The following is a 26,483-nucleotide window of genomic DNA, read 5'->3' on the forward strand; positions in this document are numbered from 1 at the left end:
AGAAATGCTTAAACAAGGTGGGTTCTCCTTATTTAGGATATCATCAAGAAGATAAGTGTGAATTTTGAATCTTTGTCTGTCATATAAACTTATTTGTCCTTGATCCGAATCAAGCCAATTTAATCTCACAGGGAAAGTTACTTCGCAGGGGCCTTCACCTTCTTTCGCAAATCTTGATATTAGCCTGTCCTCATTAATGTCAATTACCTTGAAGTGATATTCTAAATCTCTATCTCCGATAAATAGAGAAGAATTAAATAAATAAAGGTTTGTCGCCTTATTTATTGCGTTTGACCCGTTTTCTAAAATCTCTGATTTAAGTTTTTCAGTAGTAGAAAACCCATAAAGATTTTCTAGGTCATTCTTTTGATTATTGCAAGATAAAGACGACCATATTAGAGAGAAATAAAGGGTTTTTTTTAAACAATTTTTGGTTGTTGAATTCATATAGTTGGATTGGTATTAAATCTAAGGGATAAAAAAGAAGACTTTCTTAACCATAAGAAAGTCTTCATTGAAATTTAACCTATACAAGGTGAGGCGACGCCATAATAGATATCTACTTTATTTCCTCTAATTACTCTTTGGCACTCAGGTTCATCTTCATCACCACATATAATGCACGGAGTTTCTTCTTGAGCATTACTTTTCTCGGTAAACAACGCGGTTGTCAAGCCAAATACACATAAGGTAATAGCTACGAGTTTTAACTTTTTCATGATTTTTTAAATTTAAGTTTGAAAATTGTTTTTGCTTTGGGAATGCCTAAAATTTCCCGATTTAATCTTTCGGCCTAAAAGATTTCTACCAAAGTAATAGGTCCGAAAAAAAAACCAACTAATTGGATAAAATATTTTAAAAAATTAATTAGAAGTCATAAAACAGATCACAAAACTCAAATTTCCGCCCATCAAACAAGCCTTTATCGCTTAGTTTCAAGTTCGGAATCACCAGCAAAGCCATATTTCTTCAATTTAGTCCTCTGGAACTAGCACATCAAAGACAAGCATGTCTTCATTTTCTGAGTAAAGGTCTTTTCTGAAGACTGCTAATCCTTCCCTGGTAAGGAAAATGGACGAAGGATCATATTTATCATTAGGCAATTTGGTTTCGCCTACCTTTTCATAGTTTTCGTTGAAAATAATTATTGAAAATGAAAATCTTCTATCACCTGAAATCACGGTTTCGATAGAGGGTCTGATCAAGGCAACCCTATAAAATAGCTCCCTCCATTCATCATAGATAATTCCCCGGTATTCAGAACTTGAGAAAGCATGATTAGTCTCATTTTCATCTCTTTCACTTGGGTTTCTTTTCAAAAAAAATGACGGATCATTTTTATATGGAGGTATTTCCTCGAAAAATTCCGAACCAACATAATACTGCTTAACTAAACCGCTTTCTAGGTTAAAAACGTGGACATTATGATCAATCGGATAACTAATAATCACCTCTTTCTTTCTGGTATTTAATGCGATGCTAGGATCATATTTGAAGTAAGCACCCCAAAAAGCCTTTGAATAAATCTCAGGGAATGTAGATAGATAATCTATTTCACCATCATTCAAATCCAACTGCAATAGACTTGGATATCCTGTAAAATCTTCTTCATAATTTTGAATTCCACAAGAGAAGAGAAGGCTATTATTCCAAAAATGAATGGGACTCATCGTAGAACTATTAGGGACCGGAAAGTTTGAGGCTCCTGAATAGTCAGTAACTTTATATTTCCTTCTGATCTCACCTTTACTATTTATCAAATAGAGAGGGCTAACTTGTCTATTGTAAAGGAAAATTGAATCATTATTAAGGTAATAGTGGGCGGATATATATCCAATATTCCCAACACCATTTGGGCCTTCAATTTCAAGGGGAATATTTTTCAATAATTCACCGGAATTGCTACTAAATGTTAGTATCGATTGATTATCCGAATCCAAATAGCTGATGATTTCTTCCCCATCAATTATTGAAGATGAGATGGAATTGGTCGAATAGCGCATGGGAGGTTCCAGCTTAAACTTCAACTGCTTGACGGTATCAAATTCAAAAATTTTTGTGTAATCTCTTCCATTTTTTTCTTGATAATTGCTTATATCTTTTACTTTTAGATCACAGGAAATCAAAATAAATAAGAATAGATAGATCAGTCTTTTCATCGATTCAATTTAATTTACATGAACCCCTCATCTCAAGATGAGGGGTTTGTTAGTTTTCTAAATTAACCACCCATACTTGGTGGAGGATCTTTTTTTTCAGCTGCTAAGGTTCCATTGCAGGGAGTTCCAGTGCCATTGTCAAAGAAGCACATGTCGCCATCATTGTAGGGTGAAACTCTGCATTTACCCATATTTTGGGAAGCTTGAGAAGAAGTAGTGCAAACTCTCCTAATTTCTCCTGCTTGGGCTAACGAGTAACCAAATGCTATAATGGTTACTAATGAAAACAGTTTTCTCATCATTGTTAAAGTTTAAATTTGAAAATTAATTTTGGTTTTGGGAATGCCTAGAATTTCCCAGATTTGATCTTTTGGCCTAAAAGATTTCTACCAAAGTAATAGGTCCTAAAAAAAACCAACTAATCGGATAAAATATTTTAAAAAATTAATTACAAATCATAAAACAGATCACAAAACTCAAATTTCCGCCCATCAAACAAGCCTTTATCGCTTAGTTTCAAGTTCGGAATCACCAGCAAAGCCATAAAGCTTAGTGTCATGAAGGGAGAATTTAGGGTGGAGCCCATTCCCTTGGCCATTCGGTCAATTCGGGTGTAAGCTTCGGCCACCTGATAGCCGTCTTCGGGAGACATAATGCCTCCTACGGGCAGTGGAAGGATTTCTTCCTTTTTTCCTGAAACTGCCGAAATTCCGCCCTTTGCTTCGATCAGGAGATTCACCGATCTGCAGATAGATTCGTCATCGATTCCCACAGCAATGATATTATGAGAGTCATGTCCGACTGAAGAAGCAATGGCTCCGGTTTTTAATCCGAAGTTTTTGATAAATGCCACAGCAGGGGGAGCATCCTCGTAGCGATTGACCACAGTGATTTTCAAAATATCCTTTTCCAGATTGGATTCTGCAAAGCCATACCGGATCAAAATTTCCCCCTCGATCTCAGGGGTGATTAATTGCCCATCCAAGGCTTCGATGACTTGGACTTTAGTGCCGGAGGCAGGAATTCGAAAATCTTCCAGCTTTTTCAGCGAAGTGTTGAAATTATTAATGACCTCATTATTGACTCTTGGAATCAGTGTCTTTCCGGATTCGGCTACTTTTTGTCCTTTGAGATAGGTGGCGAGCACTTCAAACTTTTCCAGATCCTTCACCAGGATAAAATCTGCTAAATCTCCTTCACGTAGCTGACCTACGGGTAAGGAATAATGTTCGATGGGATTCAGACAGGCAGCCTGTAGCACATCAAAAAGATCTTTTCCCTTGGCCACGGCTCGGGCGGCGAGTTCATTAATATGTGAAATGGCCAGATTGTCAGGATGCTTGTCGTCGGAGCAGAACATGATCATTTCCGGGTATTCATCGATCAGATCGATCAGCGCTTCAAAGTTTTTGGCAGCCGAACCTTCCCGGATGGCGATTTTCATTCCGAGTTTGATTTTGCCTAGCCCTTCTTCATAGGTGAAGCACTCATGATCCGTGCTGGGCCCTGCGGATACATACTTTTCGGCCAATTCCCCCATCAGACCCGGTGCATGTCCATCGATGGGTTTGCCATATTTTTTGGAAATCTCAATCTTCTCCATCACAATCGGATCCCTATTGACTGCTCCAGGCCAATTCATCATCTCGGCGAGGTAGAGAATCTCAGGACGACTCATGAGTTCCTCGATTCCCTGTACATCGATCTCCGCTCCGGCAGTTTCGAATGGGGTAGCTGGCACACAACTCGGCGCACCGAAGAAAAAGTGAAAGGGTACCTGCTTGCCATTTGCTATCATGTAGTCGACCCCTTCGATTCCGCAGACATTGGCGATCTCGTGCGGATCGGAGATGGTGGCAACAGTTCCATGAACGACAGCTAAGCGCGCAAATTCCGAAGGTACCAGCATGGAGGATTCCACATGGACGTGGGCATCGATAAATCCCGGCATCAAATAGGGAAGGGAGGAATCAGGGGCTGTTTCCTCGATTCTTGAGATTTGACCATCCTTTGTGGTAAGCTTTACCGAACGGATTTGACGGTGATGGATATCGACGAGTTGGGCTTGGATAGTCATGAAAATCAGTTTTTAACTTCAATCACAAGAAACAGGAATTCCTTCGAATCTCCCTGTCATTTGTGTTAAAACTACTATATTTGCCCCAGAAAACTAAAAGGGGGAAGCTTACTTTTTGGATGGGTAAAATAGTCATTGCAATTGATGGATATTCCGGCTGCGGAAAGAGTTCTACGGCGAAAGCTGTGGCCCGGGATTTAGGCTATACTTATATAGACTCCGGAGCCATGTATCGGGCGGCAACCCTACACTTTCTGAATCGCCATCTGTCTCCAACTAATCCCAAGGACGTCAAATCCGGACTTCAAGATCTTGAAATAACGTTTCAACCCAATCCAGATTCAGGACAGCAGGAGACCTATCTCAACGGCTTGAATGTGGAGAAAGAGATTCGTAGCATGCGAGTTTCGGAGCGGGTAAGTGACTTTGCGAAGGTGAAAGAAATCCGGGAAGAACTTGTAGCGCAGCAGCAACGTTTAGGGAGGAAAAAAGGCGTGGTCATGGATGGGAGAGACATCGGATCGGTGGTTTTTCCAGATGCTGAGTTGAAGGTATTTATGACAGCCAATCTGGATACGAGAGCCTTTCGTAGGCAGCAGGAGTTGATCGAAAGGGGTGAATTGGTTGACCTAGAGGATATCAAAGCCAATCTTGGTCAGCGTGATGAAATTGACAGCAACCGCAAAGAAAGCCCATTAATGAAAGTGGCGGATGCAGTGGAAATAGATACAAGTAATTTGACTTTTGCGGAGCAAGTGGCACAGATCGTGCGCCTGGCAGAGCAAAGAATCAAACAGACGGAAGATTATGCAAGTAACCATCGATAAGAATTCAGGCTATTGCTTTGGGGTAGAGTTTGCCATCAAAATGGCAGAAGACGAGATGGAGCAGTCGGATAAGCTCTATTGCCTGGGCGATATCGTACACAATGATATGGAGGTCAAGCGGCTAGCCGAAAAAGGATTGGTCGTCATCGACCGGGATCAGCTTTCCGAATTAAGTGACTGTAAGGTCCTCATTCGTGCACATGGAGAGCCACCCGAGACCTACAAAACCGCCATCGAAAATAACATCGAGCTCATCGATGCTTCCTGTCCGGTAGTGCTGAAGCTTCAGCATCGAGTCAAGACGGCTTTTGATAAAATGGAGAGGGAAGACGGTCAAATCGTTATTTATGGCAAAAAAGGTCATGCCGAGGTGATTGGATTGACCGGGCAGACGCTAGAGAAGGCTATTGTGGTGATGGAGGATGCTGATTTGGAGAAAATTGATTTCAATCGTCCGGTGACACTATTCAGTCAGACCACCAAAAGTACCAAAGGCTTTTATGAGCTTTCTCAGAAAATCGAGGAGCGAATCAAGGCATCTAAGGGTGAACTTACTGAAGTAGACTTCAATGCCAATGACTCCATTTGTCGGCAAGTGTCAAACCGAGAGCCTCAATTGCGCAAATTTGCGCAGGAAAACGAAGTGATTGTTTTCGTCTCTGGGAAGAAAAGCAGCAATGGAAAAGCACTTTATCAGGTATGTCTCGAAGAAAATCCAAGAAGTTTTTTCGTAGAAAACCAAACAGAAATTCAACCAGAGTGGTTTGAAACTACTGATAGAGTAGGGATCTGCGGAGCTACTTCTACGCCTATGTGGCTAATGGAGCAGGTCAAAGAGCACCTCGAATCCTTAGAAGAAAATGCCCTGATGGCCTGATAGCCAAGCTATAAGTAGCTTTTCTGCACCATCTGTCATAAAGTTGCAAGATTATAACCCAATTAACCTCAAAATAAAAAGGTTATTTATTAGATTTGGGGCGTTTTTCAAAAGCCCATTTTACAATAAGATATGTCAAAAACCGTCAAGCTGAGGAAAGGCTTTGATATCAATCTGGTAGGGAAGGCAGCCAAAGAAATGGTTGAATTCGCTCCAGCTCAAACCTTTGCCCTAAAGCCAACAGACTTTGTAGGCCTACAGCGCCCGAAAGTATTGGTCAATGAAGGAGATACCGTGAAAGCGGGGACACCCATCTTCTTCGACAAAGCCATGGAACAGGTGAAGTTTGTAGCCCCGGTATCCGGTGAGATCATCGAGATCAAGCGAGGTGAAAAGCGCAAACTTCTAGAAATCAGAATTCTGGCTGACAAGGAAGTTGCCTACGAGGATTTGGGCAAAATTGATCTAAGCAAAATTGATCGCGAGGCCTTATTGGACCGCTTAACCCAGGGAGGGGTTTGGCCTCATATCATTCAGCGTCCTTTCGGAGTGATTGCCAATCCTGCTGATGAGCCAAAGGCGATTTATGTATCGGCTTTCGATACCAACCCCTTGTCTCCTGATATGGCTTTCGTTCTTCAAGGACAAGAAGCTTACTTCCAGGCTGGTCTAGATGCATTGACCAAATTGACTAGTGGAAAGGTTCACCTGAATATTAATGGCGACGAGCAGGGTTCTTCATTATTTTCACAAGCAAAAAATGTAGAAATCAACCGATTCTCAGGCCCTCATCCTGCTGGAAACGTAGGGGTGCAGATCCATCACCTTGACCCAATCAATAAAGGTGATTTGGTTTGGACAGTCAATCCAGTGGGAGTAGCTCAGATTGGTAAGTTGGTTTTGGAAGGAAAGTATGATGCCTCCAAAATTATCGTCCTTACCGGGTCTGAACTATCCAAGCGAGGTTATGTGAAAACAATTTCTGGCTCAGCCGTTACTAATTATGTGAAAGGAAATCTGCAAAGCGGTCATATCCGTGTGATTTCCGGAAACGTTCTTACCGGTGAGAAAATCTCCATGGAAGGTTATTTGGGATATTATCACAATCAAATCACCGTCATTCCAGAAGGCGATTATGAAGAGTTTTTGGGTTGGCTGAAACCTACCACTTCCAAACTCAGCTTCCACAAGGCGATCGGGATGCTTTCTTTCCTCAACAAAGGAGAGTTCAAAGTAGACACCAATACGCATGGTGAGGAGCGACCTTTTGTAGTTTCCGGTGTATTTGAAAAAGTGCTTCCAATGGACATTCTTCCAACCTACCTATTCAAAGCAATCCACGCGGAGGACTTTGACGAGATGGAGCAACTTGGTCTTTATGAGATCATAGAGGAAGATGTGGCTTTATGTGAATTTGTAGATCCTTCTAAGAATGATTTGCAGGAGTTGGTAAGAAGTGGGATAGAATTATTAATGTACAGCTAAAATATGAAGGCATTACAAAATCTCTTCGATAGTATTAAGCCGAACTTTGAAAAGGGCGGCAAATGGGAAAAGTTTTACACGCTTTATGAAGGTCACCGCACGATTGCCTTTGCACCGGACTTGACTACCAAGGCCAAAGGTGCTCAGATCAAAGATGCGACCGACCTAAAGCGAGTGATGATCACCGTAGTAATCGCTATGGTTCCAGCTTTGCTTTTTGGTATCCTGAATATCGGACACCAGCATTTTCTGGCGAGTGGTGAAGCAGCTACTTGGATCGATAAAGCAGTATTTGGCGCAATTTCAGTTCTTCCTATTCTGATTGTTTCCTACGCAGTAGGACTTTTGACAGAATTCACGTTTTGTGTCATCCGAAACCACCCTATCTCAGAGGGTTACTTGGTTACAGGAATGTTGATTGCCCTAGTCATGCCTCCATACATTCCGCTTTGGCAAGTAGCGCTAGCGACAATTTTCGCTGTAGTGATTGGTAAGGAAGTGTTTGGTGGTACAGGCATGAATATTTTGAACGTCGCCATGACTGCGCGAGCATTCTTGTACTTTGCTTATCCTGCCCAAATCTCCGGAGATCAAGTTTGGACTTACTTGGCAGACAAGACTGCTGTTGATGGTTACTCTGGAGCGACAGCTTTGGCAGTTGCATACAATGCCGGTGTGGAAGGGGTAGACGCAGGTCAGGCTTTGGCACAGCACAATGCATCGATCGGAGCCGACTTTAGCTTCATGAATATGTTCATGGGCTGGATTCCAGGATCAATTGGTGAGACTTCTACTCTGATGGCTTTGATCGGAGCTGTGATTCTGATCGGTACAGGTGTAGCTAGCTGGAAAATCATCGTATCCGGATTTGGGGGTGCTTATGTAATGGGATTAGTAATGAATCTCTTTGCAGCTAATGAATTTATGGCAATGGCTCCACACTTGCACTTGGTGATGGGTGGTTTGGCATTTGGTGTAGTATTCATGGCTACAGACCCCGTATCGGCATCACAAACTGAAACTGGTAAATGGATTTATGGATTCTTGATTGGTGCTTTGACCATTATCATCCGAGTGACCAATCCAGCTTATCCAGAAGGAATTATGCTAGCCGTTCTTTTGATGAACGTCTTCGCACCATTGATTGACTATTACGTAGTGAAAGCAAACAAAACAAGGAGGTTACAACGTGCAACAGTCTAACGCATATATCATCACATTTTCGGTCATTTTGACCGTTGTATTGGGTCTTCTTCTATCTGGGACTTCCCAAGTCCTGGGTCCACTTCAGAAAGAAGCAGAGGCTTTGGATAAGAAGAAGCAAATTCTAGGTGCTGTAATTTCCGCAGAGGAAATTGGCTCTATGAAAGCTGAGGAAATCAATGCTTTCTACAACTCTCATATCGCTACTGTAGTAGTTGATATCGAGGGAAATGAAGTAACCGAACAGGGTGGAACTCCTGTTACCGCTGAGAGCGTGGATATCGGAAAAAACTACAAGAAGCCAGTAGAAGAAAGACTCTATCCAGTATTCATCTTCCATGAAGAAGGAAATGCGGAAGCGGTACAATCTTACATCTTCCCTGTTTATGGAGCTGGACTTTGGGATGCTATTTGGGGTTTCGTCGCCCTAGATACTGATATGAATACCATTGGTGGTGTGACTTTCGCCCATGCTGGAGAGACTCCAGGCTTGGGAGCTAGAATCACCGAGTCTGGTGTACAGCAGCGATTTGTAGGCAAAGAAATCTTTAATGAGCAAGGCGAGCTTGTGGCTGTAAGTATGCAAAAGGGAGAAGGAAAAGATTATACCGGTGAGCCTCACAAAGTAGATGGAATGTCTGGAGCAACCATTACTGCAAATGGTGTCAACGATATGTTGAGTAATTACTTAGGCCATTACAAAGCATTCATCGATTCTAAAAAATCATCTACAACCCTAGCGGTCGTAAATTAATATTCTCCACTTCACTGAATCTAATTGATATGAGTACAGAAACTGTAGAAAAAGCAATCGAAAAAAAGCCGGCTGAGGCTTTACTTTCGAAGCGTAGAAAAAGACTGATTAGTGACCCATTAGTGGATGATAATCCAATCACCATTCAGGTATTGGGAATCTGTTCTGCCTTGGCAGTGACGACCCAGATGAAGCCAACATTGGTAATGGCTATCTCGGTAATATTCGTAATGGTGATGTCCAACTTGGTCATCTCATTGATGAGAAATACCATCCCTAGCCGAGTACGAATCATCGTACAGCTGGCAGTAGTAGCATCCCTAGTTACTCTTGTTAATGAGGTGCTGAAAGCTTTTGCTTTTGATATGTACAAGGAGCTTTCAGTTTTCGTAGGTCTGATCATTACCAACTGTATTGTAATGGGTCGTCTAGAGGCATTTGCACTTGGTAACAAGCCTTACGATTCTGTATTGGATGGCTTTGGTTCTGCTCTTGGATACTCTTGGATCATTTTGACAGTAGCATTCTTTAGAGAGTTGTGGGGTTCAGGTTCTGTATTTGGACTTCCTATTTTCGATTATGTTTCTAGCATCTTTGGTCCTGATTTCAAATTAGCCACCAATGGTCTGATGGTTTCTCCGGTGGGAGCTTTCGTCATCCTTGGATTGATCATCTGGGTACAGCGTACCAAGACAGGCTATGTAGAACACTAAAACCCGGTAGAAGAAATGGAATTATTCAATTTAGGTATTCGGTCGATCTTTATCGACAACATGGTTTTCGCTTACTTCCTCGGCATGTGTTCTTTCCTTGCTGTATCCAAAAAAGTAAGTACTGCCCTTGGACTAGGAGCTGCGGTTATTTTCGTATTGACCGTGACTGTTCCAGTCAACTGGCTTTTGAATGAGTATGTCTTGAAAGAAGGTGCATTGACATGGGTTACTGCAGATTTGGCTTCTGTTGATTTGACTTTCCTTCGATTTATCATGTTTATCGCCATTATTGCTGCGATGGTTCAGTTGGTGGAAATGGTCGTAGAGAAGTTTGCTCCGGCACTTTACGGTGCATTGGGGATCTTCTTGCCTTTGATCGCTGTAAACTGTGCGATCTTGGGTGGATCTCTTTTCATGGCTCAGCGAGACTATACCTTGGCGGAATCTGCTGTCTACGGATTCGGTTCCGGTACAGGATTCTTCTTGGCCATTGTAGCTTTGGCTGCTATTCGTGAGAAATTAAAATATTCTGCAGTTCCTAATGGTTTGAAAGGTTTGGGTATTACCATGCTTTTGACCGGTTTGATGGGAATCGCATTTATGTCCTTTATGGGCATTGACCTTTAAGGATTAGAATTCCTTTTATAGGATACACATTATTGATTCGTCATCGCGAGAGAAACGAAGCGATCTTAATAATTAAATTTAGATTGCTTCACTTCGTTCGCAATGACGAATTTTTTATTTACATCCCGAGGACTATTTATTTTTCAGAGGTTTGGAATGCTACCGCTACAGGTAGTATCTTACTGTTTCAAACCTTATCTCACGCTATGCAAACGCCTATATCATTTTTAATCCTCTTTCTCATTTCCCAGCTTTCTTTTGCTCAATCCGGAGAATGGATTGAGTTGTTTAATGGAGAAAATCTGGAAGGTTGGAAGGTTTCCGAAAATCCAGATTCATTCCAGGTATTAGATGGAGTGATCAAAGTGGATGGTCCGCGTGCCCATGCTTTTTATGTAGGGCCGGTAGGAAATCATGATTTTAAGAATTTTGAGCTGATGGTGGAAGTGAAAACCATGCCCAAGGCCAATTCAGGGATATTTATTCATACAGAATACCAAGAAAATGGCTGGCCAAATGTAGGTTATGAAATTCAGGTCAATCAATCTCATTCCGACTGGAGAAAAACCGGGAGTGTGTACTCCTTTCAAGACGTACGTGAAGTCTACGTGGAGGATGGGGAATGGTACACGGAGCATGTGATCGTCCAAGGTGATCAAATCACAGTGAAAATCAACGGAGAGACTATCAATGAGTATGATGAGTCGGAGGTGCGAAGCGGTGATTTGGGAACCAAAAAACTCAGCTCGGGGACAATCGCTTTGCAAGCCCATGATCCTGAATCGGTGATTTATTACCGAAGTGTGAAGGTTAGGGTTTTGGATTAATTTTTCTTGACTAGTTACTTTTTTACTAGTATGAAGTTTGTAAGGTCATATGCCAAGATTCAGAGTTAGAATGCTTCGATCTTCATGCTTCCAGCTTCCAACCTGCTAGGAAAAGTAACTTCTTTTATGAGTATCTAGCCATAACTTCTCTTTCAGAATTTTACCTACTATGTCATTCACTTACAAAAGAATCCTATCCTACTTTCTGAGAGGCTTACTGTTTCTGACTCCATTGGCAGTGACAGTCTATGTGATCTATGCAATTTTTATCTTTTTGGATGGTCTGATTCCTGTGCCGATTCCCGGAATAGGGATTCTGATGGTTCTGGCCTTGATTACTTTTATCGGCTATCTGGCGAGTTTGTTCTTTACCAAGCCCTTTTTTGAGTGGTTTGAGCGGGGAGTGTTTAAGATTCCTTTGGTGAATTTGCTCTATACCTCGATCAAGGACCTGATGGGAGCCTTTGTGGGTGAAAAGAAGAAGTTTAGCAGTCCGGTGATTGTACAAATCTCGGAGAACTTATCCCGATTGGGCTTTATCACACAGGAAGACATGTCCAATATCGGTGAGCCTGAATTAGTGGCTGTGTATTTTCCACATAGCTACAATGTCTCCGGTAATGTTTTTCTGGTACCCAAAGACAAAATCAAACCACTCAAAGGAGTCAAAAGTACCGATGTGATGAAGTTTATGGTTTCGGGAGGAGTGTCGAGTTTGAGGTAATTATCTATAATACCTCACAAAAGCAATCCAATCTCCATCCGGAGACCAAGAATGCACATTGATCGTACCCTGGCCTCCATAAAAAACATCGGTAAGGTCTCTGATTTCTTTGGTTTCTACATCGAGTAGTCGAAGCTTCACGTCTTTTCCGAAGGGATGGGCACCTTTTTGATCTTCCAAGTAAGAAATAATCACGGCACTTTTACTATCCGGCGATGGGTGGGGAAACCAATTGTCCAAGTCATCAAAAGTCAGTTGCTCTTGCCCGCTTCCATCGGTTTTCATCCGATAAGCTTGCATCCTGCCGGTTCGGTGGCTGTTGAAGTAGATCCATTTTCCATCATAAGAATACTCCGGGCCGTCGTCCAATCCTTCCGCGTCGGTCAATCGAACTTCCTCGCCCCCTTGGGTCGAAATCGCCCAGACATCCCAAGTACCATCTCTTTCTGCACAATATACCAGCGTCTTTCCATCCGGACTGATTCCATGCCAATAGCTGGGATACTTAGGGGTGATGAGTTTGGCGGTTCCGCCTGCTGTGGGAATGGTGTAAATACGCGAACCCATTCCTTCTTCATTTTTGCTGAAAACGATGGTTTTCCCATCAAAACTTAAGCCATGATCATTGTTGATCCGAGTGATTTGATCTGGGAAAATCGGCCCCAAATTATTCCCTTGCAAATCAATTTTTTCGAGTTTTCCAGCGGCATTGATCAAAAGATAATCTCCGTCCCGAGTCCAGTTTGGTGCTTCGAAGTGTCGCTTTTCTTTCAAAATCACTTTTTCCTCCAGCGTTTCTACATTCAAAATGACTAATTCACTTTCGATAGATGCTGGAACTTGGGCCATGGCTGATAAGTAAGTAAAGAAAAGGGCTAGTGAAAACAGGAAATTGCTGATTCTTAGGTTCATTTTAGGCTAGGTTTGTTGCTTTTAATTTACAAAACCCAATCCTGACCTAGCTTACCTTTACTGTAAATTCTTGCTTTGGAGTAAAAGATCCTATTTGCCAAGCTTCTTGATTGGCTTGTTTAAGCGTGTCCTCAAACCATGTTTTATTTTCTGGCGAAACCGCTATCAATAGTCCTCCGCTGGTCTGTGGGTCACAGAGTTTGACCAGATCCATACCCTTGACTCCTTCTGTTTTGGTATTGTAAGCGTTCCAATTGCGGTAGGTATTATCTGGAAAAATAAACTGATCGATATAGCCCTGAATTCCCTCGATTAAAGGCAAACTCCCCATTTGTATTTCTGCTGAAAGTCCAGCTCCCTCTGCCATTTCGATCAAGTGTCCCAGAAGCCCAAATCCCGTCACATCTGTCATGGCATGCACTTCCTCATGATTTCCTAAGACAGCCCCGATTTTATTTAATTGGCAGGCTGTATTTACCAGCTTCTCATAATCCTGGTCTTGGATTTTTTGACGTTTCAATGCCGTAGCCAATACCCCGATTCCGAGCGGCTTGGTCAGAAAAATCAGGTCACCTTCTTTAGCTCCCTGATTGGTTTTGATCTTACGGGGATGTATGATCCCATTCACTGAAAGTCCGAAAATCGGGTCCTTGGCAGCGATGCTATGACCTCCTGCGAGTTCGATACCAGCCTTGCTACAGATACTTTTTGCCCCTTCCATGACTTTGGCTGCCAGTTCGGGTGCAAGTTTTTCCACCGGCCAACTCAGAATCGCATTCGCAAATAGGGGTTTTCCACCCATGGCATAGACATCCGAGATCGCATTAGCAGCGGCGATCTGTCCAAAATCAGAAGGGTCGTCCACAATTGGAGTGAAAAAATCTACGGTGTTGACTAGCGCAATATCCTCACTCACTTGATACACCGCAGCATCATCTTTACCCGAATTGCCCACTAGCAAGTTTGAATCGCTTTGGCTAAATGAGTTGCTGGATGTAAGTATTTGATCCAGGATAGCAGGGGCGATTTTGCAGCCGCAGCCAGAGCCTTCACTCCATTCGGTCAATCTGATAGGGGTATCATTCATAGAATTTTTCTTTTGCTTTTAGTAAAAGTTTGCACTGTTGGTCCAAGCTTAGGCCGGAGAGATCCAGAGAAACCGTTCGATCCTTCGGGTGCTTATCCAACTCAAATTCGTAGGTTTTGTCATAGTAGATCAAAAGATTTTGGATCCATTTTGTGTGTTCTCCTGCATCTATTGCATCCAAAGCTTCCTGCGTTCGTAGTCCTCCCAGTTTCTTTTGCAGTCTCAGGACAGCCTTTTTCAGGGAATCCTGAGGAAGCTCTGCGTACTCACTAGCAATGTGAGCGATACGCTCCTCCAAAGATTTCTGAATATCGATGTGGGGGCTGCTTTTCATCTGTTCGAAAAAAGCATCCGGTAGGATAATCCGACCAATCCGACGGCTTTCGTTTTCTACCCAAATGGCTTTTTCCCCAACAAAAGGCAGGAGTTCTTCAGCCAGTAAATTTTCAAATTGCTCTACGGTAGGCTGGGGAGGCTGTCCGATTCCGCCAAAGGAAGAACCTTTATGATTGGCCAAGTCCTCCAAGTCGACTACTTGCTCTTGAGATGATTTGAGCAATTGAAGTAAAAGGGTTTTTGCCGTTCCGGTTTTTCCACCCAAAACGATGAGCTTTCTGCTTTTTCGGACTTCTTCGAAAGTAAAAATCCGGTAGGTTTTGTATCCTCCTTTGATACGGAATATTTCAAACCCGACCATTCCTAAGAGCCAGGCTAAAATCTGACTGCGCATTCCACCCCGCCAACAGTAAAGGATTACCTTTCTTTCGGGAAATTTTTCAATCGCAGCTTTTTGAATCTCATGAAATCGAGGTCCTACCAACTCAAACCCTTTGAGCGTCGCGGCCTCACTGCCTTTTTCCTTGTAAAGTGTTCCGACTATTTTTCGTTCTTGATCATTCAGAATGGGTAGATTGATAGCTCTGGGAATATGGCTTTGCGCAAACTCCCCCTCGCTTCTAGCATCGACAATGGGTAGGCTTTTGCGAAGCTCAAAAAAATCAGAAAGCGTAATCAGCGTTTCGTTCATAGACCTACGAAGATAAAAAAAATGCCACCGAATCACTCCGGTGGCATCTCAAATACTTGAAGTAGAAATTAGAGTTGAGCTTCTAATTTCTGACTAAGGATAGCTTTAGGTACTGCGCCTACTTGCTTGTCTACAATCTGCCCGTCTTTGAAGAATAGAAGGGTAGGAATAGAGCGAATGCCAAATGCCTGTGCTACGCTTGGATTGGAATCTACATCCACTTTTCCAATAACAGCTTTGCCTTCGTAGTCTCCTGCGAGCTCTTCTACGATAGGTCCGATCATTTTACAAGGTCCGCACCATTCTGCCCAAAAATCCACTAGGATTGGTTTTTCTGATTTGATGACTTCTTCAAAATTTGCGTCAGTAATTTCTATTGCTTTTGCCATTATTTGATGTGTTTAGTTCGGTTCAATCTTTCAAATATATCAGAGAAAGTCTATGTATCTTCAATAAGTTCAAATTGTGTTTAAAAAATTCTCTATGAGTCATAGTCAGACTTTTACAATTACTCACTCATGATCTTATAGACGATGTCAGGGATCGTTTGCAGTTCCTTTATCAGCTCTTCACTTGGGTCGATTAGGAAGCGCTTCGAAAAGAGTTCAAGACTGATATTTTCCCGACGGTCAATGACGTTGAAATAAAGCTTTGCTTCCCCTTTGTACTTTTGGGTAATGGATTCCAGCTTTTCCATTAGATCATAATTCAGGTCATCCAAGTCAATGTTGACGCGAAGCCCTTTGACCATTTTGGACCGAACCTCAGAGAGTAACATGACGGATGAAATCTTAAACTCCAATTCGTCGGGATTCCACTTCTTCGGACTGACTCCGCCCTTCACAAAGAGGTACCAGCCTTTCATGAAATACTCTTTGAACTTCACGTAATCTTCCCCGAACAGATAGAAAGTAAAGCCTCCCTGATAGTCTTCCAAGGTTAGTGTCCCAAAAGGCTTCCCATTTTTGGTAGTACGATGGGCAAAGTCAGTGACTGCACCGGCAAGGTTGATGTCTTTTTTGCTTTGCAAAGCAGGGAGATCGTTGAGTTCCGACAGACTACAGTTGGTGAAAGACTCAATCTCCAATTTGTACTGATCGAGTGGGTGACCTGAAATGTAAAGCCCGACCACTTCTTTTTCGATATTCAGCTGCTGAAGCTGGGAGAAAGGCTCCATCGGAGAAACCGAAGGTACTGGCACATCCATTCCTCCGCCTGCTCCGCCGAAAAGACTTACTTGCGAGCTTTCTTTTTCCTGTTGTAGGCGTTGGGCATACTTGGTTGCTTTCTCGATCAGGGTGATGTCGCCTTCAGGCGCCTCGAGGTATTGGCGGCGATGGTACTCCGGAAAGCAGTCAAAGCTTCCTGCCATTGCCAAAGCTTCCATCGTTTTCTTGTTGAGCACTTTTGGGTTTACTCGCTTCGCAAATTCAAAGAAGGAAGTGTAAAGTCCATTTTTTTCACGCTCAAGGATGATTTCTTCTACCGCAGCACCACCAGCCCCCTTGATCGCAGCCATTCCAAATCGGATTTCTCCATCTTTGTTTACCGTAAAGCCACCTTTGGATTCGTTGACATCTGGTCCCAAAACAGGAATTCCCATCCGCTTACACTCCTCCATGAAGAAAGTCACCTGCGTGATATCGTTCATGTTGTTGCTGAGGACAGAAGCCATGTATTCGGCCGGATAGTGCGCCTTGAGATAGGCCGTCTGATAGGCTACCCAAGCATAGCAGGTCGAGTGGGATTTATTAAAGGCATAGGAGGCAAAAGCTTCCCAGTCTGTCCAGATTTTCTCCAACTTTTTAGGTTCATGGCCTTTTGCAGCTGCCTGCTCGATAAATTTAGGCTTCATTTTATCGAGGACGTCTTTTTGCTTCTTACCCATGGCCTTTCGAAGTACGTCGGCCTCACCTTTGGTGAAATCAGCCAATTTTTGCGAAAGCAACATCACTTGCTCTTGGTAGACTGTAATTCCGTAGGTCTCCTCGAGATACTCTTGCATATCATCAAGGTCATAGCTGATTTCTTTTTTGCCATGCTTTCGATCGATAAATTCGGGAATGTAGGCCAAAGGTCCGGGACGATAGAGGGCGTTCATCGCGATCAAATCGGCAAATGCAGTTGGTTTCAGTTCCCGCATATACTTTTGCATACCAGCGGATTCGTACTGGAAAATCCCGACTGTTTCACCCCGCTGAAAAAGCTCATAAGTCTTCTGGTCGTCTATCGGAAAAGCATCTGCATCAAGCTGAATCCCATGCCGTTCCTTCACGATTTTGATCGCATCCTTGATCAGCGTGAGAGTTTTGAGTCCCAAAAAGTCCATTTTGAGCAAGCCAGCTGACTCTACTACGGAGTTGTCAAACTGGGTACAAACCATCTCAGAATCCTTGGCCAAGGCTACCGGGACAAAATTGGTGATGTCGTCCGGCGTGATGATGACACCACAGGCGTGAATTCCTACATTTCGAACAGAGCCTTCCAAAACGGTAGCTTGATTCACTGTTTTGGCAGAATCATCTTGTCCCTGAGCGACTCTCAGCAGTTCTTCGGCTTTTTGGATCAGTTCGGCCTGGCCCTTCAATTTATCCGCCAAGGCAGATTTATTTTTAGCCAGATCAAAAAGCACTTTCAATTTCAAGTCAGGGACTAAGTTCGCCAGTCGGCCTGCTTCCTGGAGAGGCAAGTTCAAAACTCTCGCGGTGTCTCGGATGGCTGATTTGGCGGCCATGGTGCCGTAGGTGATGATTTGGGCTACCTGATTGGAACCGTATTTTTTGATCACATAGTCAATGACCCGTCCACGACCTTCATCGTCAAAGTCAATATCAATATCGGGTAGTGAAACCCGATCCGGATTGAGGAATCTCTCAAAAAGGAGATCATACTCGATGGGATCCACATTCGTGATTCCAATACAATAAGCAACAGCTGATCCTGCTGCCGAACCCCGACCTGGACCGACTGATACGCCCATATCCCGAGCTGCTCGGGTAAAGTCCTGCACAATCAAAAAGTAACCCGGATAGCCTGTTCGCTCGATAGTCTCCAATTCGAAATCCAAGCGCTCTTGAATTTCCGGCGTGATTTCACTATATCGTTTTTTAGCTCCTTCATATGTCAGGTGACGAAGAAAAGCATTTTCTCCTCGCTTGCCACCGTCCACTTCATCCTGAGGGTCTTTGAATTCCTCAGGGATGTCAAATTTTGGAAGCAGTACTTCTCGGGCAAGCTTGTATGCTTCTATTTTTTCAACAATCTCGTGCGTACATTCGATGGCTTCTGGAAGATCGGCGAAAAGCTTTTTCATCTCCTCAGGAGACTTAAGGTAAAATTCATCGTTGGGAAGTCCATATCGATATTCCCTTCCTCGCTTTCCGATGTATTTCTTCGGCTTTTCAACCAATTCACCGTCTTTCACACAAAGCAAAATGTCATGCGCTTTAGCATCTGCTTTGTCATTGTAATAGGTGTTGTTTGCTGCGAAATACTTCACATTGTATTTCCGGGCAAATTCTAAAAGTACTTCATTGACTTTTTCCTCCTCAGGAATCCCGTGTCGGTTGAGCTCGACGTAGAAATCCTCTCCAAACTGCTCTTTCCACCAGATGAAAGCTTCCTCAGCCTGCGTCTCGCCCACATTCAAAATCAAAAAAGGAATCTCTCCCCAGAGACCGCCAGTGGTCGCGATGAGATCGCCTTTGTACTGCACAAGTACTTCTTTGTCAATTCTTGGGAGGTAATAAAAACCCTCAATATTGGCGTAGGAGGCTAGTTTGGCGAGATTGTGATAACCAGCCTTATTTTTAGCTAGTAGGACCGTTTGGTATCCATCATCCTTGTTGGATTTGTTTTTTCGATCCCGACATAGGTTGAATTCACAGCCGATGATGGGTTTGATATCTGCGGCCATGGCAGATTTCACAAAATTGAAGGCTCCCATCATATTGCCGTGATCAGTCATAGCGATGGCAGGCATATTCATGGATTTTGCCTTGGCTATCAATGCGGGGATTTCTGACGTAGCCTGTAGAACCGAATACTGGGTATGAACATGGAGATGCGTAAAAGGTACATCGACCAATTCAGAGATATCCGCTTTTCCTGCTTGCTTGAGTATCTCTTTGGCTGCAACTTTCTGTTCGTCTTTAGCCTGAGCAAAATTGGCTTCGGCCAGATCGGGTGCTTCATAAATCACCTCTGCAATAGCAATTCCCTCCTCGGGCTTTTGTACTCCATGGGTTATCAAGCCAAAGAAACAGCGTGCCGTAGCATCTACATCATAGGCTGCGTCGTGTGCGTCTCCAAAGCCTTTTCCAAAGAGTTTTTGATGCAACTCAGTGAGGGTAGGCCATTTGAATTTTCCGCCTTTACCTCCAGGAATCGCACAGAATTCGGTAGAAATATCTTTGGTATCGAGTGGATTGGCCGTTAGTGGCATTCCCAATTCTGCTCGGATAAATTCAGACCCGACCACGTTAATATCAAATTCGATATTATGACCGACCAGATGCTTGGCCTCAGCTACATCCTTCTCAAAAATCGCCAAAACCTCTTTCAGGTCATGTCCTTCAGCGAGAGCTCGCTTGGTCGAAATCCCGTGAACTTTCTCAGCATTATAAGGTATAGTAAAGCCCTCTGGCTTGACAATGTAATTGTGATTGGATATCAGTTTACCCTTAGCATCATGCAGTTGCCAAGCCAACTGGACCAGGCGGGGCCAGTTGTCCAAATCGGACATGGGAGCATTGTAATCGCGGGGTAAACCGGTGGTTTCGGTATCGAAAATAATATACATACAGCACAGAGAATTGAGGCTTCAAATTAGGTCATTTGAAGGATGCAAAAAAGTGATGCGGCGGGAATTGTCAGGGAAATATTGTAATAAATAGACAGGGAATCAAAACTTACTTTCTAATCGGAATTTGAGAAAATTCATGTGTACTTAAGAAGCAAAAGCTGGGTCTGTTTTATAAACTTTCAACAATACATAAACCTACCTTTTATCCTCCCAAGGCATATAGACCACCTTTTTGGTCTCAAAAAAATCTTCCTTGAAATAGTCACTTAAGTGGTAGGTCACATAGGATTTGCCTGTTTCCTCCATTTCCTCATCCACATCGCCTCCTTTGAGGTAAAGGATACCATTGGGAAATTCATTAAAATCCTCGCGTTTGATTTTTCCTTTGACCCAGGGATAAAAATTGATCATGCGGGTCACGGCTCTGCTGATCACAAAATCATATTTCCGTACTAATGTCTCCGCCCGGGCTTGTTGGGCTTCTACATTGCTAAGCTTAAGGGCTTTGGCTACCTCTTTCACAACCGTAATTTTTTTTCCAATCGAATCTACTAGGTGAAAGTGAGTTTCTGGAAAAAGAATGGCTAATGGGATTCCCGGAAATCCTCCTCCCGTACCGATGTCCAGAACTTTGGTGCCTGGCTGAAATCCCATCACTTTAGCAATCCCCAATGAGTGTAGGACATGATGAATATAGAACTGATCCATATCCTTTCGGCTGATTACATTGATTTTGGAATTCCAATCTTCATATAGCTCCTGTAAGCGATCGAATTGTTCGATTTGCTTTTCGGTCAGATTAGGAAAGTAGGAAAGAATCAGCTGGGTGCCGGAGTTCATTAGATGTGTTTTTGCTTGCCAGAGGCGATTTCATATAGTAATTCCCGGGAGCGGTGCAATTGTGCCTTGACCGTTCCGAGTGGCTTTTCGAGTTCTTGGGCGATCTCTTCATAGGAAAGCTCATCAAAGTACCGAAGTTGTACCAATTTGCGGTATTTAGCTGGAAGCTTATCGACAAAAATCCTGACCATTTCGATCCGCTGAGACTTGATGAATTCGTCTTGAGGATTGTTGTCATCATCTTCCACATCGATCGTCACAGAGTTGCCGCTGTCATCGGACATGGTGGTATTGAGGCTCATGGTTTTGAGCTTTTTCTTACGGATAAAATCGATGGCATTATTGGTGGCAATCCTGAAAAGCCAGGTGGAAAAAGTGTAGTCTTTCTTAAATCGATGTAGGTTTTTGAAGGCTTTGGCAAATGCCTCCATGGTCAAATCTTCAGCATCATCGGCATCTCGGATCATCTTGAGGATCATGAAGTAAACAGCCTTCTTGTACCGCTTCATCAAAGCTGCATAAGCTTGCTGATCCTTTTCCTCTACGGCTTGATCGATTAGATCGAAGTCTTCGAGCGCTTTCTTAGAAAATCCACGTTGGTTTAGTTCCATTTGATGTCCTTTGACTGATGGGATATTGGTCCCAAAATCCAAAAATAACCTAAATACAAAAAGTCATTGATTAAGGTGTTTGATGGATTTTTTTGACCATTGAGATTTCTGTTGGCCTTGGAGAATACCCAAGCGAGTAACAGAAGCCTCATGAGAAATATACCGAAAACGATCGCAATTTGTTCCCATTTCTGCTCCAAAGCCAAATAAATAAATAAACCTATGGCCCCAACCCAGAATAAAAGGTGGGAAAAGGCATACCAACCGATTTTTAGCTTGTCTTGCGTCAAATAGTGCTTTCCGATATTTAAATGTCTTTTTTTCTGAGAAAAGTAATCCTTCCAGTTCTCTTTGGGAATAGAAATAGTCCTTGCATCAGCATCTAAAACCGCACGGGTGTTTTTTCCGGTGGCATAACGGTTGATCAACAGGTCATCGTCACCGCCTTCGAGATGCCAAAGGTCCTTGAAAGCTTTGATTTCCATGAAAAAACTACGCCGGTAGCAAAGATTTCTCCCTACTCCCATAAAGGGGCTTTTCCACTTGGCAAAGGATAGATACAAAAGCGCAGTTTTGAGCGTTTCGAATTGTATCCATCGGTTTAGGAATCCCTTTTGCTGCTCATAGCCGGCATACCCAATCGAAAAGGTCATATTTTGATTTCTAACGGGCTGGGTCATTTTACGAATCCACTGATCAGAGGCAGGTATGCAATCTGCGTCAGTCAATAGGATGACGTCGTTTTTGGCCACTTTGATACCGAGAGTAAGCGCATATTTTTTAGAGGTGACATGATCGGGAGTATACTTTACTGTCACCGTACGGAGTTTGGGATACTGACTCATCAGGTCTTCCAAAAGACGCCCTGTTCTATCCCTACTTCGATCATTGATCACCAATACATCATAGTTTGGATAATCCTGCTCAAATAGTATGGGGATGAGCCGTTTTAGGTTTTTGAACTCATTATGAGCGGCGATCACAACGGTAACACCTTCGGTATTTTCAGAATTACTTTCTGGTTTTGACTTGAAGAAAGCGACCTTCCCAAATATGGGTAACAAATAAATCAGCTGAATAAAAATGCCAAGTCCAAATAGAATCCAGAGTAAAAGAAGGGCCATAGTTTAGTTGTGCTCGGCAAATATAAAATCAATTTCAGCATTCGTTTAGGAATAAAGAGATAATTTTGTCTCGGCTCTTTTTTGGCCGACGAATCAAAATAATCCTTCGATGAAGTTCACTTTAGCACAGGAAGATCCTCAATCCAAAGCCAGGGCAGGACTGGTGGAAACAGACCATGGAAAGATCGAGACACCCATTTTTATGCCAGTTGGAACTGCTGGTACTGTCAAGGCAGTCCATCAGCGGGAACTCAAAGAGGATATTCAAGCTCAGATTATTCTAGGAAACACCTATCATCTTTATCTGCGTCCGGGATTGGATATTTTGGAAAAGGCCGGCGGACTTCACCAATTCAATGGTTGGGATCGGCCGATTTTGACAGACTCTGGAGGGTATCAGGTTTTTTCGCTTGCCGGGACACGAAAGATTAAGGAAGAAGGCGTGACCTTCAAGTCTCATATTGATGGATCAAAGCACAATTTCACACCAGAAAATGTGATGGATATTCAGCGGACTATCGGAGCGGATATCATCATGGCTTTTGATGAATGCACGCCCTATCCTTGCGAGTATGGCTATGCTCGCAAGTCCATGGAAATGACTCATCGATGGCTGAAGCGATGCACGGAAAGATTTGATTCTACAGAGGGGAAATATGGCTACAGCCAAACGCTTTTTCCAATCGTACAGGGATCTGTTTACAAGGATTTGCGAAAGCAAAGTGCAGAATTTATCGCCGAGCAAGGTCGTGAAGGAAATGCAATAGGTGGTCTTTCTGTAGGAGAACCTGTTGAAATGATGTACGAAATGACCGAGATCGTCACAGACCTTTTGCCGAGGGATAAACCCCGCTACCTGATGGGGGTGGGAACTCCGGCGAATATTCTGGAATGCATCGCACTTGGGGTTGATATGTTCGACTGCGTCATGCCCACCCGAAATGCCCGAAACGGGATGCTTTTTACCTCAGAAGGGATCATCAATATTCGAAATGAAAAGTGGAAAGATGATTTCACTCCTATCGATCCTGCCATAGGAAATTATGCGAGTACTTTTTATTCCAAGGCTTATTTGCGCCATTTAACAATTTCTAAGGAAATTTTGGCTGCACAAATCGCCAGCGTACATAACTTGGCCTTCTATCTGTGGTTAGTAAAAGAGGCAAGAAATCATATTTTAGCCGGTGATTTTGCTAGCTGGAAAACCCAGATGGTCAAAAAAGTAAGCACTCGCCTCTGACATGAAACTGATCGATCGACTCATCATCAAAGATTTTTTGAAGACCTATTTCTTTGTGGTCTTGATGTTGATTTTGGTGGTTTTGGTACTGGATTTTACGGAAAAAAATGACAAATACATCCAAAATCAAGTGCCAACCGGGGAGATACTCAGATACATGGGAAACTATGGGCTCTATTTGAATAATCTCCTGACACCCATTACGGTCTTTATTTCGGTGATTTTCATTACCTCCAAAATGGCTGGGCGTACAGAAATTATCGCCATTTTAGGGAGTGGAGTTAGTTTTGTCAGGTTACTATTTCCTTTTCTATTTTCTGCAGCGCTGATTGGCGGAGCCAGTTTTCTTCTGAATGGCTGGGTGCTCCCCACGGCCACTGAGAATCTGACCGTTTTTCGCTTGGTCTATCTTGAAAAGGGTGCCGCTCAAAGTGAGCAAAATATTCACATCAAAGTAGGGGAGGATAGCTATGCTTATCTCAGTCGATTCTATAAAACCAATAATACCGGCTATAATTTTACACTTGAGACCATCCAAGATGGGGAGATGCTAGCCAAGCTTTCATCTGACCGGATAGAATGGGATACCGCAAAGAATGCTTGGACTTTGAAAAATTGGAGGCTCCGAGAATTGAAGGAGGAGGGGGAGAAGTGGTCGGTAGGTACCGAATTGGATACAGTGCTTTCGATCGTTCCAGAAGACTTTGGCGTACCGGAGAATCATCACGAGACGCTCAAGTTGCCCCAACTCAGCCGACAGATCCGAATTTTGGAGGATCGGGGAGCTGATAATGTTGCTTATTACAAAATCGAGCGCTATGTCCGGTTTATGTCTCCCTTTGCTGCCTTGATTTTGACTTTCATTGGAGTAATTATGTCGGCTCGGAAGACTCGGGGTGGTTCAGGCTTTCAGATTGCTATGGGTTTCTTGATGGCATTTATCTACATTCTCTTGTTTATTCTATCTAGAACCTTTGCCGAAAATGGTTCGGAGTACCCTATTTTTGCGGTTTGGCTTCCCAATATCATTTTTGCTTCGGTAGGTCTAGTGCTTTATAAAACCGTCCCGCGATAAATGCAGGCTTCCCTGAAAGATTATCTTTTACTCCACCTCATTGTCTTGATATGGGGTTTTACAGCTATTCTGGGAATTTTAATTTCTCTACCGGCTCTTGAACTCGTTTTTTACCGAACGCTCATCGCCTCAATTGGCGTTGCTCTGCTTTTTGCCTGGAAAAAGAAAAATATTTGGATTCCCCCTCATCAAATGTGGAAGGTATTGGGTACCGGGGTATTGATCGCCTTGCATTGGATTCTGTTTTTTTGGTCAGCAAGAGTTTCCACAGTTTCCGTTTGCTTAGCTGGAATGGCTACGACCTCGCTTTGGACGGCGTTTGTTGAGCCGTTCTTTAATAAAGCGAAAATCAAATGGTACGAGGTAGCTTTGGGTTTACTAGTGATATCAGGCCTCTTAGTTATTTTCAAATTTGAAACAGGCTATTGGCTTGGGCTATCCATGGCTTTGGCTTCGGCCTTTTTGGCGGCTTGCTTTTCTGTGATTAATGGCCGACTGACCAAGCGACACGATCCCTATCAAATCACCTTTTATGAGATGACGGGAGCCTGTTTGGCAATTTTATTATTCATGCCTTTTTATTCGATTTGGCTGACTGATGGAGCAGGTATTCAATGGACTTGGCAGGGGATGGATTGGTTTTGGTTGCTGGTTTTAGGAGGGGTGTGTACTGTTTATGCCTTTTCCGTTTCGGTGGATTTGATGAAGCGACTGACCGTATTCTCCATCAATTTGACGATTAATTTGGAACCCGTCTATGGGATTATTTTGGCAGTATTGATCTTTGGAGAAAAGGAAAAAATGACCCCTGAGTTTTACCTTGGTACTTTGATTATTCTGGTTTCGGTTTTGATTTATCCTGTGCTGAATTACTGGAATAAGCGAAGGAAGGCTGTCAGGACTTTGGGTTAGAAATGGAGGATATCATTTAAAGTCTCAATAGCAAGTTTGATTTCTTTTTTTTCAACCTCTCCAATTTTTGTCTCGAGTCTTTGTTTGGATATTGACCTTAAATGAAAAATCATAATCTCTGAATCTACTTTTAATCCATTTTTTTCAGTGGGTTGTAAAATTGGGTTCCCTTTGAATCCTTTGATTTTACTTGTTAAAGGCGCTGCCAAAACGACTTGGAGATGAGTGTTTAAAAGGTTTCCACTCAAAATGACCACAGGTCGATACCCGGCTTGTTCTGATCCAATTACAGGGTCTAATCTTGCATACCAGATTTCACCTTGCCTCATCTTCTTCTATTTGCTTGAAGTATTCCCCCATGTCTTCTTCTGCCATTTCTAGAATATCTGGATCTTTAGAAGCCATTTTGTAAGATTTAGCATATTCAATACGCTTCAAATAATCCAAATATGCCCGTAAGGCTTTTTCGATCAGCTTATTTTTTGGAATTGATAGTTTTGAAGCTTCTGAAGAAATTTTTTCAAGGAGATCGTCTGGGAGAGAACTTGTGAACGTAGCCATTTTATTTGAAGTTTATT

Annotated in this window: 27 protein-coding genes; 12 read left to right on the forward strand and 15 right to left on the reverse strand. The window is 42.9% G+C overall.

Features of this window, described 5'->3' with window-relative positions:
- The 5 genes from OU792_RS14525 to ade all read right to left on the reverse strand — a co-directional run.
- A partial coding sequence (locus OU792_RS14525) for a hypothetical protein (protein ID WP_274670551.1) occupies positions 1-447 on the reverse strand: 447 nt, incomplete at its 3' end.
- Positions 448-521: 74 nt separating this feature from the next.
- The gene (locus OU792_RS14530) at positions 522-719 is read right to left on the reverse strand and encodes a hypothetical protein (RefSeq protein ID WP_274670552.1); all 198 of its coding nucleotides are present in this window, start codon (positions 717-719) and stop codon (positions 522-524) included.
- Positions 720-974: 255 nt separating this feature from the next.
- Positions 975-2,159 carry a DUF4221 family protein gene (locus OU792_RS14535; protein ID WP_274670553.1) on the reverse strand — a complete coding sequence of 395 codons (1,185 nt, stop codon included), beginning with the start codon at positions 2,157-2,159 and terminating at the stop codon, positions 975-977.
- 62 nt (positions 2,160-2,221) lie between these two features.
- Positions 2,222-2,461 carry a hypothetical protein gene (locus OU792_RS14540; RefSeq protein WP_134201445.1) on the reverse strand — a complete coding sequence of 80 codons (240 nt, stop codon included), beginning with the start codon at positions 2,459-2,461 and terminating at the stop codon, positions 2,222-2,224.
- A 146-nt stretch (positions 2,462-2,607) separates the two neighbouring features.
- On the reverse strand, positions 2,608-4,236 hold the full coding sequence (gene ade / locus OU792_RS14545) for an adenine deaminase (protein ID WP_274670554.1): 1,629 nt from the start codon (positions 4,234-4,236) through the stop codon (positions 2,608-2,610).
- Between the two features lie 119 nt (positions 4,237-4,355).
- Here ade and cmk point away from each other — a divergent pair, with 119 nt between their 5' ends.
- The 9 genes from cmk to OU792_RS14590 all read left to right on the forward strand — a co-directional run bounded on the left by cmk (position 4,356) and on the right by OU792_RS14590 (position 12,273).
- Positions 4,356-5,063, forward strand: coding sequence for a (d)CMP kinase (gene cmk / locus OU792_RS14550; RefSeq protein ID WP_274670555.1), 708 nt, complete (start codon positions 4,356-4,358; stop codon positions 5,061-5,063).
- The gene (locus OU792_RS14555; RefSeq protein ID WP_026947976.1) at positions 5,044-5,940 is read left to right on the forward strand and encodes a 4-hydroxy-3-methylbut-2-enyl diphosphate reductase; all 897 of its coding nucleotides are present in this window, start codon (positions 5,044-5,046) and stop codon (positions 5,938-5,940) included. The genes cmk and OU792_RS14555 overlap by 20 nt, the downstream gene beginning before the upstream one ends.
- A gap of 132 nt (positions 5,941-6,072) precedes the next feature.
- Positions 6,073-7,425 (forward strand): Na(+)-translocating NADH-quinone reductase subunit A, encoded by a 1,353-nt coding sequence (locus OU792_RS14560; protein WP_274670556.1) that lies wholly within the window; start codon positions 6,073-6,075, stop codon positions 7,423-7,425.
- A gap of 3 nt (positions 7,426-7,428) precedes the next feature.
- Positions 7,429-8,628: an NADH:ubiquinone reductase (Na(+)-transporting) subunit B gene (locus OU792_RS14565; RefSeq protein WP_026947978.1), complete on the forward strand. Its 1,200-nt coding sequence runs from the start codon at positions 7,429-7,431 to the stop codon at positions 8,626-8,628.
- Complete coding sequence (gene nqrC, locus OU792_RS14570; RefSeq protein WP_274670557.1) at positions 8,615-9,382, forward strand: NADH:ubiquinone reductase (Na(+)-transporting) subunit C; 768 nt, start codon at positions 8,615-8,617, stop codon at positions 9,380-9,382. The genes OU792_RS14565 and nqrC overlap by 14 nt, the downstream gene beginning before the upstream one ends.
- A gap of 29 nt (positions 9,383-9,411) precedes the next feature.
- Positions 9,412-10,095 (forward strand): NADH:ubiquinone reductase (Na(+)-transporting) subunit D, encoded by a 684-nt coding sequence (locus OU792_RS14575; protein ID WP_026947980.1) that lies wholly within the window; start codon positions 9,412-9,414, stop codon positions 10,093-10,095.
- 15 nt (positions 10,096-10,110) lie between these two features.
- Positions 10,111-10,722: an NADH:ubiquinone reductase (Na(+)-transporting) subunit E gene (gene nqrE, locus OU792_RS14580; RefSeq protein WP_026947981.1), complete on the forward strand. Its 612-nt coding sequence runs from the start codon at positions 10,111-10,113 to the stop codon at positions 10,720-10,722.
- A gap of 206 nt (positions 10,723-10,928) precedes the next feature.
- The gene (locus tag OU792_RS14585; protein WP_274670558.1) at positions 10,929-11,549 is read left to right on the forward strand and encodes a 3-keto-disaccharide hydrolase; all 621 of its coding nucleotides are present in this window, start codon (positions 10,929-10,931) and stop codon (positions 11,547-11,549) included.
- Positions 11,550-11,718: 169 nt separating this feature from the next.
- A complete protein-coding gene (locus OU792_RS14590) occupies positions 11,719-12,273 on the forward strand; it encodes a DUF502 domain-containing protein (protein ID WP_274670559.1) in 555 nt (184 codons plus the stop codon).
- Here OU792_RS14590 and OU792_RS14595 read toward each other — a convergent pair whose 3' ends face one another.
- The 8 genes from OU792_RS14595 to OU792_RS14630 all read right to left on the reverse strand — a co-directional run bounded on the left by OU792_RS14595 (position 12,274) and on the right by OU792_RS14630 (position 22,678).
- On the reverse strand, positions 12,274-13,185 hold the full coding sequence (locus OU792_RS14595; RefSeq protein WP_274670560.1) for a TolB family protein: 912 nt from the start codon (positions 13,183-13,185) through the stop codon (positions 12,274-12,276).
- A gap of 46 nt (positions 13,186-13,231) precedes the next feature.
- Positions 13,232-14,272: a selenide, water dikinase SelD gene (selD, locus tag OU792_RS14600; protein ID WP_274670561.1), complete on the reverse strand. Its 1,041-nt coding sequence runs from the start codon at positions 14,270-14,272 to the stop codon at positions 13,232-13,234.
- Complete coding sequence (mnmH, locus tag OU792_RS14605; RefSeq protein WP_274670562.1) at positions 14,265-15,299, reverse strand: tRNA 2-selenouridine(34) synthase MnmH; 1,035 nt, start codon at positions 15,297-15,299, stop codon at positions 14,265-14,267. The genes selD and mnmH overlap by 8 nt, the downstream gene beginning before the upstream one ends.
- A gap of 68 nt (positions 15,300-15,367) precedes the next feature.
- Complete coding sequence (trxA, locus tag OU792_RS14610; RefSeq protein WP_026947986.1) at positions 15,368-15,688, reverse strand: thioredoxin; 321 nt, start codon at positions 15,686-15,688, stop codon at positions 15,368-15,370.
- 119 nt (positions 15,689-15,807) lie between these two features.
- On the reverse strand, positions 15,808-20,100 hold the full coding sequence (dnaE, locus tag OU792_RS14615) for a DNA polymerase III subunit alpha (RefSeq protein ID WP_274670563.1): 4,293 nt from the start codon (positions 20,098-20,100) through the stop codon (positions 15,808-15,810).
- A gap of 198 nt (positions 20,101-20,298) precedes the next feature.
- A complete protein-coding gene (gene rsmG / locus OU792_RS14620) occupies positions 20,299-20,943 on the reverse strand; it encodes a 16S rRNA (guanine(527)-N(7))-methyltransferase RsmG (RefSeq protein WP_274670564.1) in 645 nt (214 codons plus the stop codon).
- Positions 20,943-21,554 (reverse strand): sigma-70 family RNA polymerase sigma factor, encoded by a 612-nt coding sequence (locus tag OU792_RS14625; RefSeq protein ID WP_026947989.1) that lies wholly within the window; start codon positions 21,552-21,554, stop codon positions 20,943-20,945. The genes rsmG and OU792_RS14625 overlap by 1 nt, the downstream gene beginning before the upstream one ends.
- A complete protein-coding gene (locus tag OU792_RS14630) occupies positions 21,545-22,678 on the reverse strand; it encodes a glycosyltransferase (protein ID WP_134201456.1) in 1,134 nt (377 codons plus the stop codon). The genes OU792_RS14625 and OU792_RS14630 overlap by 10 nt, the downstream gene beginning before the upstream one ends.
- Before the next feature lie 109 nt (positions 22,679-22,787).
- Between OU792_RS14630 and tgt the strand changes: the two genes are divergently transcribed.
- Genes tgt through OU792_RS14645 form a run of 3 tightly spaced genes read left to right on the forward strand, consistent with a single transcriptional unit; the run spans position 22,788 to position 25,905 of the window.
- The gene (gene tgt / locus OU792_RS14635; protein ID WP_134201457.1) at positions 22,788-23,918 is read left to right on the forward strand and encodes a tRNA guanosine(34) transglycosylase Tgt; all 1,131 of its coding nucleotides are present in this window, start codon (positions 22,788-22,790) and stop codon (positions 23,916-23,918) included.
- A gap of 1 nt (position 23,919) precedes the next feature.
- Positions 23,920-24,993 (forward strand): LptF/LptG family permease, encoded by a 1,074-nt coding sequence (locus OU792_RS14640; protein WP_134201458.1) that lies wholly within the window; start codon positions 23,920-23,922, stop codon positions 24,991-24,993.
- Positions 24,994-25,905 (forward strand): DMT family transporter, encoded by a 912-nt coding sequence (locus tag OU792_RS14645; protein WP_134201459.1) that lies wholly within the window; start codon positions 24,994-24,996, stop codon positions 25,903-25,905.
- Here the strand turns inward: OU792_RS14645 and OU792_RS14650 are convergent.
- Both OU792_RS14650 and OU792_RS14655 read right to left on the reverse strand, forming a co-directional pair.
- Positions 25,902-26,234, reverse strand: a complete 333-nt coding sequence (locus OU792_RS14650; protein WP_134201460.1) for a type II toxin-antitoxin system PemK/MazF family toxin — start codon at positions 26,232-26,234, stop codon at positions 25,902-25,904. The two genes, OU792_RS14645 and OU792_RS14650, sit on opposite strands and share 4 nt — an antisense overlap.
- Complete coding sequence (locus OU792_RS14655; RefSeq protein ID WP_026947995.1) at positions 26,221-26,466, reverse strand: ribbon-helix-helix domain-containing protein; 246 nt, start codon at positions 26,464-26,466, stop codon at positions 26,221-26,223. The genes OU792_RS14650 and OU792_RS14655 overlap by 14 nt, the downstream gene beginning before the upstream one ends.
- Positions 26,467-26,483 lie beyond the last annotated feature (17 nt).

The sequence above is a fragment of the Algoriphagus sp. NF genome (genome assembly GCF_028823735.1).
In the GTDB taxonomy this organism is placed as follows: Bacteria; Bacteroidota; Bacteroidia; order Cytophagales; family Cyclobacteriaceae; genus Algoriphagus; species Algoriphagus marincola.

Bases quoted from the DNA above. Each gene is read 5' to 3' on its own strand.
- dnaE (WP_274670563.1), bottom strand. From the start codon at position 20,100: ATGTATATTATTTTCGATACCGAAACCACCGGTTTACCCCGCGATTAC.
- OU792_RS14540 (WP_134201445.1), bottom strand. From the start codon at position 2,461: ATGATGAGAAAACTGTTTTCATTAGTAACCATTATAGCATTTGGTTAC.
- OU792_RS14625 (WP_026947989.1), bottom strand. From the start codon at position 21,554: ATGGAACTAAACCAACGTGGATTTTCTAAGAAAGCGCTCGAAGACTTC.
- OU792_RS14535 (WP_274670553.1), bottom strand. From the start codon at position 2,159: ATGAAAAGACTGATCTATCTATTCTTATTTATTTTGATTTCCTGTGAT.
- OU792_RS14650 (WP_134201460.1), bottom strand. From the start codon at position 26,234: ATGAGGCAAGGTGAAATCTGGTATGCAAGATTAGACCCTGTAATTGGA.
- mnmH (WP_274670562.1), bottom strand. From the start codon at position 15,299: ATGAACGAAACGCTGATTACGCTTTCTGATTTTTTTGAGCTTCGCAAA.
- OU792_RS14560 (WP_274670556.1), top strand. From the start codon at position 6,073: ATGTCAAAAACCGTCAAGCTGAGGAAAGGCTTTGATATCAATCTGGTA.
- OU792_RS14655 (WP_026947995.1), bottom strand. From the start codon at position 26,466: ATGGCTACGTTCACAAGTTCTCTCCCAGACGATCTCCTTGAAAAAATT.
- OU792_RS14585 (WP_274670558.1), top strand. From the start codon at position 10,929: ATGCAAACGCCTATATCATTTTTAATCCTCTTTCTCATTTCCCAGCTT.
- cmk (WP_274670555.1), top strand. From the start codon at position 4,356: ATGGGTAAAATAGTCATTGCAATTGATGGATATTCCGGCTGCGGAAAG.
- nqrE (WP_026947981.1), top strand. From the start codon at position 10,111: ATGGAATTATTCAATTTAGGTATTCGGTCGATCTTTATCGACAACATG.
- OU792_RS14640 (WP_134201458.1), top strand. From the start codon at position 23,920: ATGAAACTGATCGATCGACTCATCATCAAAGATTTTTTGAAGACCTAT.
- OU792_RS14565 (WP_026947978.1), top strand. From the start codon at position 7,429: ATGAAGGCATTACAAAATCTCTTCGATAGTATTAAGCCGAACTTTGAA.
- OU792_RS14530 (WP_274670552.1), bottom strand. From the start codon at position 719: ATGAAAAAGTTAAAACTCGTAGCTATTACCTTATGTGTATTTGGCTTG.
- ade (WP_274670554.1), bottom strand. From the start codon at position 4,236: ATGACTATCCAAGCCCAACTCGTCGATATCCATCACCGTCAAATCCGT.
- OU792_RS14645 (WP_134201459.1), top strand. From the start codon at position 24,994: ATGCAGGCTTCCCTGAAAGATTATCTTTTACTCCACCTCATTGTCTTG.
- tgt (WP_134201457.1), top strand. From the start codon at position 22,788: ATGAAGTTCACTTTAGCACAGGAAGATCCTCAATCCAAAGCCAGGGCA.
- rsmG (WP_274670564.1), bottom strand. From the start codon at position 20,943: ATGAACTCCGGCACCCAGCTGATTCTTTCCTACTTTCCTAATCTGACC.
- selD (WP_274670561.1), bottom strand. From the start codon at position 14,272: ATGAATGATACCCCTATCAGATTGACCGAATGGAGTGAAGGCTCTGGC.
- OU792_RS14555 (WP_026947976.1), top strand. From the start codon at position 5,044: ATGCAAGTAACCATCGATAAGAATTCAGGCTATTGCTTTGGGGTAGAG.
- OU792_RS14630 (WP_134201456.1), bottom strand. From the start codon at position 22,678: ATGGCCCTTCTTTTACTCTGGATTCTATTTGGACTTGGCATTTTTATT.
- OU792_RS14575 (WP_026947980.1), top strand. From the start codon at position 9,412: ATGAGTACAGAAACTGTAGAAAAAGCAATCGAAAAAAAGCCGGCTGAG.
- OU792_RS14595 (WP_274670560.1), bottom strand. From the start codon at position 13,185: ATGAACCTAAGAATCAGCAATTTCCTGTTTTCACTAGCCCTTTTCTTT.
- trxA (WP_026947986.1), bottom strand. From the start codon at position 15,688: ATGGCAAAAGCAATAGAAATTACTGACGCAAATTTTGAAGAAGTCATC.
- OU792_RS14590 (WP_274670559.1), top strand. From the start codon at position 11,719: ATGTCATTCACTTACAAAAGAATCCTATCCTACTTTCTGAGAGGCTTA.